The following is a 14,590-nucleotide window of genomic DNA, read 5'->3' as shown; positions in this document are numbered from 1 at the left end:
GTCGTCGATTCCCTTGTCAGGCTACTGCCCGGATCCAATATTGATTATTCTCTCAAACTCGAATGAATATTCACAAGGGGTGAAAAATGTGATACGCTCAACACGAACGAGGGGCTGAATAATCTCTCACTCCTGATTGAAAACGCATCAATCAGAGGTCGCTGTCACCGAATGACAGCCGTCAAGGAGGACGCAATGAAAGCTTTCCGCAGTCGTCGAGTGATGGTGGCAACGGCCGTCGCACTCGCACTCACTCCGCTCTCTGCCTGTGGCGGATCACCACAGAATGCCGGCAGCACGGCCGGGAGCACCGGCACCGATCCCAGCAGCTTCACCATCCTGACGGCGAACGAAAACAAGGCCCTCCCCGCTACCCTTGATGCCCTGGCCAAGGGTGCCTGTTCGGCAGAGAACGCGGCACTCCCGATTGAACACCAGAAGGTCGCCCAGGCCGACGTGGTACAGAAGGTCACGCTTCTTGCCGGCCAGGGCGCCTTGCCCGCACACTTCATCGCGGGAACTGCCATGGTCCGTCCGGACGGGGACCTGGGCAAGGGCGGCCTGGTGCTGGATTACATGGACGCCCTGGAGAAGCTGGGCGTCGCCGATCAGCTCCTGCCGGCGGCTGCCGCCACCGTGGAGAACGTCTACGGGGGCATGGTTTCCCTGCCGTACCAGTACAACATCGAGGGAATCTGGTACAACAAGCAGATCTTCGCAGCCAATGGTATCCAGGAACCCAAAACCTGGGACGAGCTGACGGCAGCTAACGCTAAGCTCGCGCAGGCCGGTGTGATGCCGATGACCGAGGCGGGGAAATCGGGGTGGCCGCTCACCCGGCTCATGGGCATGTATATCTTCCGCAATGTGGGCCCGGATGCGATGAAGGATGTCCGGGATGGCAAGGCCAAGCTGACCGACCCTAAGTACGTGGCAGGTGCCAAGGCCCTGGCCGATCTTGCTTCTTCCGGTGCGCTGGGGGAGGGCTTCTCAACCCGCGACGCCGACACGTCCACGAACCTTTTCCTCACCGGCAAGGCCGCCATGACCTATGACGGCAGCTGGCTGCTGAGCTCCATCAACGACCCCAAGAAGAACACCATAGGGGACACCAACATCGGCTTTATGGCCTTCCCGGCCGTCAAGGGCGGCTCCGGCAGCATTGACCAGTTTGCGGCCAACGCCGGCGCAGTAATGGCGATGTCGCCTAAGCAGTTCGGGCCCAAGGTTGGCGAATGGCTGAAGTGCATTTCAAAGAACTACGGTGCCCAGGCGCTGAAGGACTCCGGCACTATCTCGGGGTTCAAGGTCAACGAGGATGTCAAGGAACTGCCCGTCATGACCTCCCAGATCCAGGAGAAGATCACCGGGCTCAAGGATCCCGTGCTTTGGTTCGAAGCCCTGCTGGATCCGAAGAGCAACTCTCTGGCCTCAACCAACGTCTCCCTTCTCACCACCGGCCAGATGTCGGCCGAGGACTACATGAGCGCCCTTCAGAAGAGCGTTGACGCAGCCCGCTGATTCGGTTTGGCTCGGCCGCCCGCTCAGGGTGGCCGGGCCTTCTGCCGACGAAAGGTTTGAACTATGAACTCGGTGTTCGGAGACCGCAAGACGATCATCATCCTCTTGGCTCCCGCCCTCCTGCTGTACACGTTGCTGAAGATTGGCCCCGTGGCCTGGTCCTTGGGCCTTTCCTTCTTTGAGGGGAACACCCTTCGCGGCTTCGAGTTTGTTGGAGTCGATAACTTCACCAAGTTCTTCACGGACGAGGCGGCCCTGCAGTCCCTGGGGGTCAGCGTGTTCTTCGCAATCGTCGCCACTGCGGGCCAGATCCTGCTGGGGTACCTGCTTGCCCTCCTTTACGTTTTTGTCCTGCGCAAGGGTTCATCCCTGCTCCGGACCATCGTTTTCTTCCCAGCGATCCTGCCGACGGTCGCCGTCGCCCTTCTTTTCCGCAGCTTTGTCGCCGTGGGAGACAACCAGGGCCCGGTCAACGACCTCATCAATTTCTTTGGTGGGGAAAGCGTGGAGTTCCTCGCCACGACCTCGGGCACCATGGCCACGGCGCTCGCCATGACGCTGTGGGGCTCCATGGGCTTCTACGCGATCCTGCTGTATGCGGGGCTGCTCGATATTCCCGACGAGATTCTCGAATCGGCCAAGCTGGACGGCGCCAACGGGCTCAAGCTGGTGCGGCATATCGTGGTGCCGCTGTCCCTGCCCATTCTGCTGTCCTCGATCATCTTCAGCCTGAACGCGACGCTGAAGGTCTTCGACAGCCTGCTTGCACTCAACAACGGCGGCCCCGGAACCTCGACGGCGCCGCTGACCCTTTACATGTACCGGACAGCATTCGAGTACGCGGAGTATGGCTATGGCAGCACCATCGCCCTGGTCCTGACGCTCCTGTGCCTTGTCTTCACCCTCGCGATTTTCCGATCGTCCCAACGCAAGGCGGAGGACTGAGATGACCGTCCAACCACAGCTTGAAAACCCTCCAGCCACCGTGCTGTCGCGTTCGGAACAACCCCTCCGCAACCGCCGTCGTGCCCGCCGTGCGCTCAAGCGCCTTCCGGTGTGGATCATCGTCACCATCGTGGTGGTGGTTGTGCTTTACCCGCAGGTATGGATGGTCCTTGGTTCGTTCAAGACGCAGTCCGAGTTCCTGTCCAACCCGGCGTTGTCGCTGCCCGAAAACTGGATCTTCGACAACTACACCACCGCCCTGAACAACGGCAACGTGTCGCGGAATTACCTCAACAGCATCCTGGTGACGATTCCGTCGGTAGCGCTCATTGTGCTGATCGGCGTGGCGGCAGGCTACGCCCTGGAGGTACTGGTCTGGAAGGGCCGGAAGGGCACGCTCCTCTACATCCTTGCGGGCATCATGGTGCCGGGCCAGATGATCCTGGTGCCGCTGTTCACGGTGTACTTCCGCGCGGGCCTCACCGACTCCCTGTGGCCGCTCATCATCACCTACACGGTGATGGGCCTGCCGCTGACCACCTTCCTGATGGCCGCCTACTTCCGGTCCATCCCGCGTGAGATTTTCGAGGCCGCCACCGTGGATGGCTCAAGCCCGCTGCGCTCCTTCTTTGTGATCGGCCTGCCGATGATGCGCAACTCGATCCTCACCATCGGCCTCGTTCAGTTCTTCAGCGTGTGGAATGACCTGCTCATCGCACTGACCTTCACCACCAGGCCGGATCTCGCCACCATCCAGGTGGGGCTGCTGAGCCTCAGCGACCAGTACGGCTCGACGCAGTACGGACCGCTTTTTGCGGCCGTGAGCATCAACATCGTGGTGTTGTTGATTGTGTTTGTGTTCCTCAACAAAAAAATCATGGCCGGCATGGCCGCCGGTTCAGTGAAGGGATAGTCGACCGCATGAACGAGACCCCGAGAATTGCCCTGCTGCACACGGGAGCAGTGGTCATCGGCCCTGTCATGGAGCTGGTGAAGCGGGAACTGCCCGGCGTCACGGCAATCAACTACCTGGACGACCGCATTGTGGCTGACCTGGGTGATCCTGATGTGTCCGAATCCGTGCCGCGCCGTGTGGCGGGCCTCGCCAGGGCGGCCGCCGACGCCGGTGCCGAGGTGATCATGCTGACGTGCTCCTCCATCTCGGAACTGGCAGCGACCATCTCGGCCGAAGTGGGCATTCCCATCCTCCGTATCGATGAGGCCATGGCTGACCAGGCGGTGGCCACGGGATCCAGGATCACCGTGCTGGCCACCCTTCAGACCACCTGCGGGCCCACCACCCGGCTCATTGCCGAGCGGGCACGGGCCGCCGGGCGTACGCCCACCATCCGGAGCGTTGTTGTTGAGGGAGCCTTTGCCGCCGTGGCCTCGGGTGACCGGCCCAGCCACGACAGGATTGTTGCGGCCGCGATCCGGGCTGCTGCAGAAGATTCGGACGTGGTGGTGCTGGCGCAGGCATCCATGGCAAGTGCCGCCGAGGGCTGCGACGTGGCGGTGCCTGTGCTGACGAGCCTGGAATCGGGCGTCAAGCGCCTGCACCAGCTGCTTGCGTCGCTCCCTGCTAAGCGGTGAGCTCCCGGCTTTCGGTCCCGGCCCCGTCTGTCTCTTCTCCGGCCAGTACTTCGGCGGTGTGGATGTCGGTGATGAGCACATTCACCCAGCCGCCAGCCAGGGCTCCGCGAATGGGTTCGCGCTTGCGCAGGCCACCGGCGATCCCGATGCGCCGGGGGATGGCCAGGAAGTTTTCCACCGGGATCGAGATGGTCCGTGCGGCAAGGTCACCAGTGACCGCCGTCCCGTCTGCGGTGAAGACATGGTGACAGATATCGCCGACGGCCCCTTCCGCCAGCAGCCGTTCGCGGTCCTCCGGGGAGAAGGCGTTTCCACTCTCGGCCAGCAGGTTGGACGGTTCGATGCTGCCAATGCCCACGATGGCCATGGTGAGTTCGCTCCATCGCCTCGCCACCTCGGTCAGGGCTGCTTCTTGGAGGAGGCTGTCCCTGATCGCCTGGTCGGCCACCACGCCGGGGGCGGGAACGTAGACCGGTTCCGCGCCGAGCATCCGGGCAAATTCGCCGACGAGGCGTTGGGCCATGTTTTGAACTTCGGGGGTGCCAATGCCGCCAAGAAGCTGGACAACCTGGGTGGCGCCGCCGACGTTGAAAGGTCGCATGCGGTCCACGAGGGCGAGCAGCGTCTGGCTCCACGAGGAGATTCCGATGCGGTCCCCGCCGCCGAGGGTGGCCTCGAGGTAGCTGCCTGCCGCCGCCCCGAGCGCAGAATGGACGGCCCGTTCGTCGTCGTCGCTCTCAATATCAACGACGACCGCTTCCAGCAGGCCGAACTTCGCCTCCAGGCGCTCCTCGAGGTCGGAGTAGACGCCTGGGGAGACCATCACGGTGGTCCGGACGATTCCTTGGGTCACCGCGCGTTTCAGCAGGCGGGAGACCTTGGCCTGGGAAATGTTCAGCGCGGTGGCGATGTCCGCCTGGCGGATTCCCCGCTCGTGGTACATGCGGGAGACCTTGGTCAGGAGGCGGACTTGCCCGTCAACGGGGGCGGCATTTCGGCCATGTGCCACGGGAGGCTCCGATCGGGGACGGCGGCTTTGCGGGAGGTGTCCCGTGGATCTCCGGGGAACCTACCAAGCACGTTTTATAAACAGTGTATCATAATTCGGAAGTGATAGTTTATGCAGGCAACTCACCTTGAAGGCGCGGCAGACCGCGCGGATGTGAAGGCCGGCGACCGCGCCCTGGCCGCCTCGCTTCGTGCGGCACTCGGCGTGGGGAACGGCGCCGTTCCGCCGGCTTCCGGTGACCGTTCGACGGCGGACGCGGACGTTAGCGTCGAGGTCTTCGATCGCGTTGTGGCCGGCGTCGACGCCTCGCATTTCCTGCTCACGCCGGCGGCGGTGGTGCGGGCGCGGTCGATCGAGGACGTTTCGGCCGCCTTCCGCTACGCACGGGGGCACCGCCGCTCCATCACACTCCGCTCCGGGGGAACCAGCCTGTCAGGCCAGGCGTCCGGCGAGGACCTGCTGATCGACGTCCGGGGCGCTTTCCGGGACATCCGGCCCGCAGCTGACGGGAGTACCGTCGTCGTCCAGCCCGGTGCCACCATCCGCCAGGTCAATGCGAGGCTTCTCCGGCACGGCCGGAAGCTCGGGCCCGACCCGGCAAGCGAGATCGCGGCGACCGTGGGCGGCGTCGTGGCCAACAACTCCAGCGGCATGGCGTGCGGCACGGAGTTCAACTCCTACCGGACCGTGCGCTCGCTGAGGTTCGTGCTGGCCAGCGGAACCGTGGTGGATACCTCCGTCCGGGATGCGGACGAACGGCTCGCCGCTGCTGAACCGTCCCTGCACGCCGGACTGGCCCGGCTCCGCGACGAAATCCGGGCTGACCCCGCATTGACGGCGGAAATCCTTCGCCAGTACCGCGGCAAGAACACGATGGGCTACGGGCTGAAGTCTTTCCTCGATTTCGACGCACCGGCGGAGATCCTGGCCCACCTGATGGTGGGAAGCGAGGGCTCGCTGGGCTTCATTGCGGAGGTTGAATTCGGCACCGTGCCGATTCCGGTGTGTGCTGCCACCGCGCTGGTGATCTTCGATGACCTGGAGCAGGCCACGCGGATCCTGCCCGTCCTGGTGGGTACGGGCGCGGCCACCATCGAGCTGATGGACGCGGCGTCGCTTCGTGTGGTGCAAAACGATCCGGCCAGCGCCGACATCCTCGCGGGCGTGGACATCGCCTCCCATGCTGCGCTCCTCATCGAGTACCAGGGGAAGGATGAGGACGAACTCGGCGAACGGCTCAGGGAGGCGCGCGTTGCCCTCGCAACTGCCGGCACCCCGCCGTTTGAACCGACCGCCCACCCGAAGCAGCGGGCCCATTTGTGGCATGCGCGGAAGGGGCTGTACGCGGCCATCGCTGGCGCGCGGCGGCCGGGCACCACGGCACTGCTGGAGGATATTGCCGTGCCGGTCCCGCTGCTCGCGCCGACCTGCGCCTCACTGCAGCGGCTCTTCGCAGAGTACGGCTACAACGACGCCGTGATCTTCGGGCACGCGAAGGACGGCAACATCCACTTCCTCATCACCGAGGATTTCACGGCCGACGGCGCGGTTGAGCGCCAGCGTGCCTTCACCGAAGACCTCGTGGAGCTGGTCCTGGAAGCCGGCGGAACCCTCAAGGCCGAGCACGGCACCGGCCGGATCATGGCTCCGTTCGTCGAGCGGCAGTTCGGCCGGCGGCTCTACCAGATCATGCTGGAGGTCAAGCGGCTCTGCGACCCCGCGGGAATCCTCAACCCGGGTGTGCTGATCGGCGACGACCCGGAATCGCACCTCGCGCACCTGAAGCTGAATCCCGTCGTCGAGCCGGAAGTGGACCGGTGTGTGGAGTGCGGCTACTGCGAGCCCGTGTGCCCCAGCCGGGACGTGACGATAACCCCGCGCCAGCGCATCGCGGTCCGCCGTGCCCGGGCCGCAGCGACCGCCCGGGGGGACAGCGGGCTCGACGCCGAACTCGCGCGCGCCGAGACCTATAACTCGGTGGAAACGTGCGCCGTGGACGGGATGTGCCAGACGGCGTGTCCGGTGTCGATTAATACGGGCGACCTGGTCCGGCGGCTGCGCGAGCAGGATGCTTCGCGGGTCACGCAGGCAGCAGGCCGAGCCGCTGCCGGGCAGTGGGCAGCGGTCACACGGATGGCAGCGACTGCCCTGACCGCTGCGAAGTGGCTGCCGGCTCCCCTCGTCCGCGGGGCCAGCGATGCAGCACGCGCTGTACTTGGCACGGATGTGGTGCCGCGCTGGACAGGCGATCTGCCTGCCGGCGGCAGCAGGCGCGCCGGCGTTGACCGTCCAGCGGCTGAAAAGCCGGCGCAGGCGGTGTTTTTTGCCTCCTGCACAGGGTCGATGTTCGGGCCTGCCAAGGGCAGCATCGGAGCAGCCGAGGCGTTCCGCCGGCTGTGCGCCCGGGCGGGTGTCGGCGTCGTCATTCCGCCCGCTGTTGACGGGCTGTGCTGCGGTACGCCGTGGAAGTCCAAGGGACTGACGGACGGGTTTGCCGAGATGGCCGGGCGGACCGTGGCCAGCCTGCTGACAGCGTCCGACGGCGGACGGTTGCCGATCGTCACCGACAACTCCTCCTGCACGGAAGGCCTGCTGCACGCGCTCGACAAGGTCCGGGCGTCCGGTGGCGGAACAGGCCAGCTGCGGATTATCGATTCCGTGGACTTCGCCGCCGCCGAACTGCTGCCACACCTCCGCGTGCACGAACAGGTGGCCTCGATAGTCCTCCACCCCACGTGCGCCAGCACCCGCCTGGGAACCAACGAGGGACTCCGCGCGCTCGCCGGCGCTGTATCCGGGCAGGCCGTGGTTCCGGATGCCTGGGGGTGCTGCGGGTTTGCCGGTGACCGGGGGATGCTGCACCCGGAACTTACAGCTTCCGCCACCAGGGCCGAGGCGGTAGAGGTGGCCAGCGGGGACTTCGAGGCTCATGCCTCCTGCAACCGCACCTGCGAGATTGGCATGAGCCGCGCCACCGGCAAGGAATACCGGCACATTCTCGAAATCCTTGAAGAGCGGACGCGGGCCTAGCCACCCGGGCTCCAGATCCTTACACGTGTAGAAAGGCTTGATATGAAGATCGCAGTCACGGGCAGCTCGGGAAAGCTGGGGCGGGCCACGGTGGACCGCCTCCGGAGTGAAGGGCATGAAGTCGCCGGATTCGACCTCACCGGCACGGCTGGCTCAGGCTTCACCCGGGTGGACCTCGCCGACTACGGACAGACGCTGGACAGCATGATTGGCGTTACCGCCCGGCATCAGGGGCTGGATGCGGTAGTGCACCTCGCGGCCATCCCGGTGAACGGGCTGGTTCCCGACGCGGCGACCTTCCAGAACAACATGACTATCAGCTTCAACGTGGTCCACGCCGCCATGCGGGCAGGAATCCGCAGGATTGTCACGGCCTCCAGCATCACAGCCATGGGATTCCCGTTCGATGAGCCACCCGCCGCGCTGCCCATCGACGAGTCCACCACCGCCGCCAACAACACCTACGCGCTGGCCAAGGTTGCCGAGGAGGCGATGTGGGCCCAGCTGGTCCGCTGGGAACCGGAGATGAGCATCAGCTCGCTCCGGTTCACCAATGTTGTGGCTCCGGACGAGTACGGAACCTTTGCGAATGCGTCGGATCCCGCGTACCGCCGCGACCTGCTGTTCAGCTACGTCGATTCACGGGACGGAGCCGCCGCGGTTGCGCTCGCGCTGGAACATGCGGCGCCGGGCTTCGAAATATACGACGTCGCGGCCTCCGATACCGGAAGCGCGGTTCCTACCGCCGAGCTCGCCGCACTCCACTTCCCTGGCGTGCCTGTACGACCAGGGCTGGGCGAGTTTGAAACGCTCATGTCCATCGACAAGGCCCGCAGCAGGCTCGGCTACGAACCCGAGCACCTGTGGCGGGACGGATATGCGGCACACCAGCTCGAGGTTTGACAGTTTCCACGCATGGCTCCGCTAGGCGGCTTTCGCGAACCTGCTGCGCGTCATCCTTTTGGTCTCCGGACCGCGTGCCAGCCGGATCTGCTTACAATCGATGTTCAGCCACCTATCAAGGGAATCATGAAGAAACTCACCACGGCCCTGCTTGCCGGCGCGCTCCTTGTCTCTGCTTCCGCTTGTGCCGCCCCGGCAAAACTGTCCACGGAAGCGACCTGCGAGCGGATCAAGATCGTTGCTTCAGACTCCAGCGCCAATATGGGCAAAACGGGCATGACCATCCTCGCCAACAGGCTCCGCCCCATCGTGGCCGGAGCATCGGACGAGTTGAAGCCGGCAGTCCAGGCGATCATCGAATTCACGGATGAGTCCGCGAAAGAGAGCCCGGACGCGGAAAAGCTCGCCGACCTGCAGGACGATTACCAGAAGGCCGGTGCCACGTTCACCGAGCTCTGCCAGTAGGGCCGAACGGCTAGAGGGCAGTCAGCGGGCGGGTCCCTCCCGTCGCTCCTTGCCGGGAGCGGCGACCGGTGAGGTCCGCCCGTCCTGGGAACGCATCTCAATGAAGGTGTCGTAGGCGGTCGTGTGCATCGCTTCGTCGTAGGCCGCCATCGCGGCGGCAACTGCAGAGGCGGTGGCGCCCCGGCGGCGGGCCCGGACGGCGATGGCGCCGAACGCGGCCATGACCCCAAGCAGGCAACCAACCACGGCGATTGCGGCGAAGACTTCAGCCATTCAGCGACCCCGTTTTCTGTCAGGCGCGCACGCGCGTTGCCTGTGCATCCAAGATTACGCGGGCGGACGGCCGCGGCGGCCTTGCCGGGACCCGGGCCCGCCGGTGAATGACATACTCGGCCCCTGCCAGGTTGATCACCCAGGCCGACCCCATCAGCAGCGCCCGGATGAGTTCGCCGGGCGGGCCCACCAGCAGCATCCAAGGCAGGATCACCAGCGCCTGGGTGCCGGCGGCCACCGCAATGGCGTACGCGCGGGTCATCCACACGCTGTGCCGGACGAAGTCCCGCCGGCGGATCGACACGATGCCCATCACCAGGCTCGCCAGCATGGCGGAGCCGAAGAGGATCCGCAGCGGGACATCGGTGATGCCGTCGGGAAGCACGTAGAAGGCGGACATCCACAGGCCGGTCAGTGCCGTCAGCAGCCCGGCGGGAATCAGAATGAGCCCGGCGATGCGGTGCCAGCCGCGCCTGCCTCTGAGCGCTGGCACGAACTGGAACGCGCCGAGCAGGCTGTAGACCGTCACGCTGACAATGTGGACCACCACCGGGACAGGTGAAGCGAAGAACCTGGCATTCTGCGGTGTGATCGCGGCTCCACTGGTCAGTTCCGTGAGCCGCGCCGCCCCGGCGATGACCGGGATGAGGCTGAGGAGGATCAGCCCGGCGGGCACTGGCCACTGCGCCCTGCGGCGGCCTGCGGGGGCAGAGGCGAGCTTGGTTTGCGTTGGCATTGTCGGTCCCTTTGACTGAAAGGTGTACGGCGTACACCTGATGTGCACCACGCTAGGTGTACGCCGTACACTTGTCAATAGGAAACGGCTAAGGAAGGGTGGGTCGGATGACCCAGCAGCTGGAAACCTCACGCCGCACCCCCCTGAACAGGGCCCGCGTGCTGGAGGCCGCCGTCGCGCTCGCCGACGAGGTGGGCCTTGAGGCGCTGAGCATGCGCCGGCTCGCCGAGGCGCTCGGGGTGGTGCCGATGGCGCTCTACAAGCACGTCGCCAACAAGGATGAACTCCTTGACGGCATGGTGGACGTCGTTATCGGCGAGATCGCGCCGGTCGCCGGCGCTGGCTGGAAGGATGCCGTCCGGCTGCGCGTGCTGTCCGCGCGGCAGGCGCTGCTGCGGCATCCGTGGGCCCGCCAGGCGCTGGAAACCCGCACCAACCGGACGCCCGCCGTCCTCAAGCACACCGACGAAGTCATCGGAATGTTTCTGGCCGGCGGCTTCTCCGTTGACCTCACCCACCACGTGATGCACGCGCTGGGGAGCCGGATGTGGGGCTTCACTCAGGAGCTGTTCGACGCCGCCGCCGGAAGCCAGGAGGCGGTGATGCCGCCGGAGGCGCAGGCTGCCATGCTCCAGGAGATGGCGCGGACGTATCCGAACATCCTTGAGGTGGCTGGCGTTGCCCGGCACGACGACGGCTCAGTGGTCAGCTACGGCTGCGACGACCAGTTTGAGTTCGAGTTCGCCCTCGACCTGATGCTGGACGGCTTCGAACGCCTGCATGGGCGGCACTGGAGCTCAGGACGTGGTCAGTGAACCGTTGATTCGCCGTGGAATGCCGCGCGAACCTTCCCGCAGCTCCGGCGGCAGGACTGCTTCCGGCGCGTTCTGATAGGTGACCGGCCGCAGCCATCGCTTGATAGCGGCGCTGCCCACGGAGGTATGCGCTGAATTCGTTGTCGCTGGATACGGGCCGCCGTGGGTCATGGACCACGCGACGGCGACTCCCGTAGGAATGTCGTTAAAGACGAGCCTCCCGGAACGGCCCTTCATTGCCTGGGCGATTGACCCCAGCCTGTCCGCTTCCGCGTCTTCAAAAAGCAGGCTCGTGGTGAGCTGTCCACCAACCGACTGGAGGGCAGCGACCACCTGCTCCTGAGTCTCATACCTGACGATGACTGCCGCAGGTCCGAAGGCCTCTTCCAGCAAGGGTCCCGTGAGCCGTCCTATATCGACGCTGATGAGATGCGGGCCAGCGGAACCGCCTTGCGCGCCGTTGACAAGAACTGACGCGGCCTCCGCAGCCGTCCAGGCCCCGATGCTTTGGGTGAAGCGTTGCTGGATTCCGTCGTTCAGCATGGTTAAGGCGGGCGCGGCATCCAGCAGCTCCGCGAGGGCGGCAACCAGGGCGTCGCCGGCACCGTACGGAATGAAGATGAGGCCGGGCTTGGTGCACAACTGGCCGGCGCTGCCGCTGATGGACGATGCCAGTGCGGCTGCGATGCCGGACGTTCTCGCCAGGGCAGCGGCGGCTGTCACCACCACCGGATTGAGGCTTCCGAGTTCACCGTAGAAGGGAATCGGGGAGGGGCGGGCGGACGCGAGATCAAACAGGATCCGTCCTGCTGCGTTGGACCCGGTGAATCCGACTGCTTGGATGTGCGGATCCAAAACCAGGTTTCGCCCCGCCTCGATTCCCGTGACGAGGGCAATGGTCCCAGGCGGCATTCCTGACGTCGTCGCCGCCCGCTGGATCGCCTCAAAGGCAAGCCGGCTCGTCTGCGGATGCCCTGGATGCCCTTTGACGACGACGGGACACCCGGCGGCGAGGGCGGAGACCGTATCACCGCCGGGAACCCCGAAAGCCAAGGGGAAGTTGCTCGCCCCGAAGACTGCCACCGGTCCGAGCGGTATCCGTGTGAGGCGCGTATCCGGAGTGGTGGACGTTGCGTGGTCGATGGCGGCTTCCAGATACCCGCCGTCGTCGAGCACGTCCGCGAAAAGCCGTGCCTGCTTCACCGTCCGCGTCATTTCGGCGGAAAGCCGGCTCGCGGAAAGCGAGGTTTCAATCGCAGCCACGCCCTCTATCGCCTCCCGGTGCCGCTCCAGTTCGTTGGCAAGCTCGTGAAGGAAAACGGACCGCTCAGACCGGAGGGACTCGCCGAGTTCGACAGCGGCATCAGCCGCTGCCGAACATGCCGCGCTCACGTCAAAGGGCGTGGAATCTGCCAATACGGGGGTCATCCGCGCTTCAGCTGTGTGACTCGTTGCGGTGGTCATCCCTTGACGGCACCGGCACTCAGCCCCTGGACGAGGAACTTCTGCACGTAGGCGAACAGGAGGACCACCGGGATGATAGCGACGACGCCGCCGGCGGCCAGGGCACCGAAGTCCGCGCCGAACTCGCCCAGCAGGTAGCTCAGGCCCACGGGAACCGTAAAACGGCTCTGCGTGCTCATGAACATGATGGCGAACAGGAAGTTGTTCCAGGCGCTGATGAATGCGAAGGATCCCACTGCCACAATGCCCGGCTTCAGCAGCGGGAGGACCACGAGCCGGAAGGCCTGGATGCGCGTGCAGCCGTCCACCCAGGCAGCTTCCTCGAGTTCCATGGGGACGTTCCGGATGAAGCCGGCCATCAGGATCAGTGACAGCGGCAGGTGGAAGACGGTGTCCGAGATGATGAGGCTCCACAGGTTGTTGGTCAGGCCAACGGCATTGAAGATTTCAAAGAGCGGAATCAGCATCATGGCGCCGGGCACGAACTGGGTGCACAGCATGGCCACCAGGAACAGCGTCTTGCCGCGGAACCTGAAGCGGGCAAGGGCGTAGCCGCCGAGCAGGGCGATGACGGTCGAGGTGAGGAGGCTCATCCCGGCCACGAAAAGGCTGTTCTGGAAGTAGATGCCGAAGCCTGAACCGTTCCACACGGTGGCGAAGTGGTCGAAGGTGATCGGCCACGGCACCAGCGACGTGGAGCCGGCGGGCCGGAACGCAAAGAGCAGCATCCAGTAGAACGGGACAAGCGTGAAGATGAGGAACAGCGTCAGCGGAGCGTAGGTCAGGACCCTGTCGATGCGGCGCTCGCGCTTTTTCAGGGCACTCATGGGCCGAGGAGCCGGTGTGCTGGCGGCCTCTGGCTCGGCCGGAGTGAGGGGTGCCGTGGGAAGCAGCGAGGTCATTTTTCATCCTCTTTTGACTTGGTGATGCGCAGATAGACAAGCGAGAAGAACGTCAGGATCAGGAAGGCCACAACGGTCAGCGCCGAACCGTAGCCGAAGTCCCGGTCATGGATGGCTGTCTGGGCGACGTAAAGGGGGAGGGTTGTTGTGGAACTCGCGGGTCCGCCGCCGGTGAGTGTGTACAGCAGGTCAACGTTGTTGAACTCCCATACCGCCCGGAGCAGGGTGGCGATGATGATGGCCTGGCGGATGTGCGGCCACGTGATCGAGACGAACTTCCGGAGGGTGCCGGCGCCGTCCACCTCTGCGGACTCGTAAAGCTCCAGGGACACGGACTGGAGGTCGGCAAGTATGAGGATCGCGAAAAACGGGATGCCCTTCCACATCTCGGCCAGCACAACGGCCCAGAAGGTGGTGCCGCTCCCCGAAAGGAGGGACACTCCGTACTCGCCGATGCCGATGTCCGCGAAGTAGCGGCCGATCCCGGTGGAGGGGTTGTAGATGAGGATCCAGATGGTGGTGGTCAGGATCCCGGAGACCGCCCAGGGCGAGAACACGAGCGCCCTGGCCAGGCCGCGTCCGATGAATGTCTTGTTGATCAGCAGCGCCAGTGCCAGTCCGAAGATGAACTGCAGTCCCACCTCGACGGCCACCCACTGGGCGGTGAAGGCAAGGCTCCGCCAGAAGAGGGGATCGGAGCCCATGGCGATGAAGTTATCCAGGCCGGCGAAGCCGTCGTTCCAGGGCTGGGTCACATTCGAGTGCTGGAGGCTGTAGTAGAAGACGCTGCCGACCGGATAGACCAGGAACACCAGGGTCAGTATTGCCGCGGGGCCGATGAGGAGATAAGGATAGAGGCGCCTCAGGCCTGAGTGTCGTGAGCGTCCGGGACGCTTCGCCCGTGCGGGGCGGGCGGGAGTAATGACTGCCATGG

The 14,590-nt window shown here is 65.0% G+C and carries 14 protein-coding genes; 8 read left to right on the top strand and 6 right to left on the bottom strand.

Annotated features, from left to right (window positions below; translation table 11 throughout):
- The first annotated feature begins 195 nt into the window (after positions 1–195).
- From J2X42_RS05490 to J2X42_RS05475, 4 genes are all read left to right on the top strand, one after another.
- Positions 196–1,521 (top strand): extracellular solute-binding protein, encoded by a 1,326-nt coding sequence (locus J2X42_RS05490; protein WP_310163028.1) that lies wholly within the window; start codon positions 196–198, stop codon positions 1,519–1,521.
- A gap of 63 nt (positions 1,522–1,584) precedes the next feature.
- Complete coding sequence (locus tag J2X42_RS05485) at positions 1,585–2,466, top strand: sugar ABC transporter permease (protein ID WP_310163026.1); 882 nt, start codon at positions 1,585–1,587, stop codon at positions 2,464–2,466.
- 1 nt (position 2,467) lies between these two features.
- The gene (locus tag J2X42_RS05480) at positions 2,468–3,379 is read left to right on the top strand and encodes a carbohydrate ABC transporter permease (RefSeq protein ID WP_310163023.1); all 912 of its coding nucleotides are present in this window, start codon (positions 2,468–2,470) and stop codon (positions 3,377–3,379) included.
- Positions 3,380–3,387: 8 nt separating this feature from the next.
- Positions 3,388–4,059 carry an aspartate/glutamate racemase family protein gene (locus J2X42_RS05475; RefSeq protein WP_310163021.1) on the top strand — a complete coding sequence of 224 codons (672 nt, stop codon included), beginning with the start codon at positions 3,388–3,390 and terminating at the stop codon, positions 4,057–4,059.
- Here J2X42_RS05475 and J2X42_RS05470 read toward each other — a convergent pair.
- Positions 4,049–5,068, bottom strand: coding sequence for a sugar-binding transcriptional regulator (locus J2X42_RS05470; RefSeq protein ID WP_310163017.1), 1,020 nt, complete (start codon positions 5,066–5,068; stop codon positions 4,049–4,051). The two genes, J2X42_RS05475 and J2X42_RS05470, sit on opposite strands and share 11 nt — an antisense overlap.
- A gap of 111 nt (positions 5,069–5,179) precedes the next feature.
- Between J2X42_RS05470 and J2X42_RS05465 the strand changes: the two genes are divergently transcribed.
- The 3 genes from J2X42_RS05465 to J2X42_RS05455 all read left to right on the top strand — a co-directional run bounded on the left by J2X42_RS05465 (position 5,180) and on the right by J2X42_RS05455 (position 9,466).
- On the top strand, positions 5,180–8,098 hold the full coding sequence (locus tag J2X42_RS05465; protein ID WP_310163015.1) for an FAD-binding and (Fe-S)-binding domain-containing protein: 2,919 nt from the start codon (positions 5,180–5,182) through the stop codon (positions 8,096–8,098).
- A 42-nt stretch (positions 8,099–8,140) separates the two neighbouring features.
- A complete protein-coding gene (locus J2X42_RS05460; protein WP_310163011.1) occupies positions 8,141–9,001 on the top strand; it encodes an NAD(P)-dependent oxidoreductase in 861 nt (286 codons plus the stop codon).
- 126 nt (positions 9,002–9,127) lie between these two features.
- Positions 9,128–9,466, top strand: a complete 339-nt coding sequence (locus J2X42_RS05455) for a hypothetical protein (protein WP_310163009.1) — start codon at positions 9,128–9,130, stop codon at positions 9,464–9,466.
- Positions 9,467–9,487: 21 nt separating this feature from the next.
- Here J2X42_RS05455 and J2X42_RS05450 read toward each other — a convergent pair whose 3' ends face one another.
- Positions 9,488–9,739: a hypothetical protein gene (locus J2X42_RS05450; protein ID WP_310163007.1), complete on the bottom strand. Its 252-nt coding sequence runs from the start codon at positions 9,737–9,739 to the stop codon at positions 9,488–9,490.
- Between the two features lie 19 nt (positions 9,740–9,758).
- Positions 9,759–10,475: a DUF2306 domain-containing protein gene (locus J2X42_RS05445; protein ID WP_310163005.1), complete on the bottom strand. Its 717-nt coding sequence runs from the start codon at positions 10,473–10,475 to the stop codon at positions 9,759–9,761.
- Positions 10,476–10,582: 107 nt separating this feature from the next.
- On the opposite strand from J2X42_RS05445, the gene J2X42_RS05440 reads away from it, so the two are divergent.
- Positions 10,583–11,290: a TetR/AcrR family transcriptional regulator C-terminal domain-containing protein gene (locus tag J2X42_RS05440; RefSeq protein ID WP_310163002.1), complete on the top strand. Its 708-nt coding sequence runs from the start codon at positions 10,583–10,585 to the stop codon at positions 11,288–11,290.
- Here the strand turns inward: J2X42_RS05440 and J2X42_RS05435 are convergent.
- The 3 genes from J2X42_RS05435 to J2X42_RS05425 are packed head-to-tail and all read right to left on the bottom strand — an operon-like array spanning position 11,273 to position 14,588.
- The gene (locus J2X42_RS05435) at positions 11,273–12,718 is read right to left on the bottom strand and encodes an aldehyde dehydrogenase family protein (RefSeq protein WP_310162999.1); all 1,446 of its coding nucleotides are present in this window, start codon (positions 12,716–12,718) and stop codon (positions 11,273–11,275) included. The two genes, J2X42_RS05440 and J2X42_RS05435, sit on opposite strands and share 18 nt — an antisense overlap.
- Positions 12,719–12,750: 32 nt before the next feature.
- Positions 12,751–13,656 carry a carbohydrate ABC transporter permease gene (locus tag J2X42_RS05430; protein ID WP_310162997.1) on the bottom strand — a complete coding sequence of 302 codons (906 nt, stop codon included), beginning with the start codon at positions 13,654–13,656 and terminating at the stop codon, positions 12,751–12,753.
- Positions 13,653–14,588 (bottom strand): sugar ABC transporter permease, encoded by a 936-nt coding sequence (locus J2X42_RS05425; RefSeq protein ID WP_310162995.1) that lies wholly within the window; start codon positions 14,586–14,588, stop codon positions 13,653–13,655. The genes J2X42_RS05430 and J2X42_RS05425 overlap by 4 nt, the downstream gene beginning before the upstream one ends.
- Positions 14,589–14,590: the final 2 nt, after the last annotated feature.

Origin of the sequence: Arthrobacter sp. BE255 (genome assembly GCF_031457335.1) — a bacterium.
GTDB lineage: Bacteria > Actinomycetota > Actinomycetes > Actinomycetales > Micrococcaceae > Arthrobacter.
The sequence above is the reverse complement of the archived record's forward strand: the minus strand, read 5'-3'. Positions and strand labels throughout refer to the sequence as shown.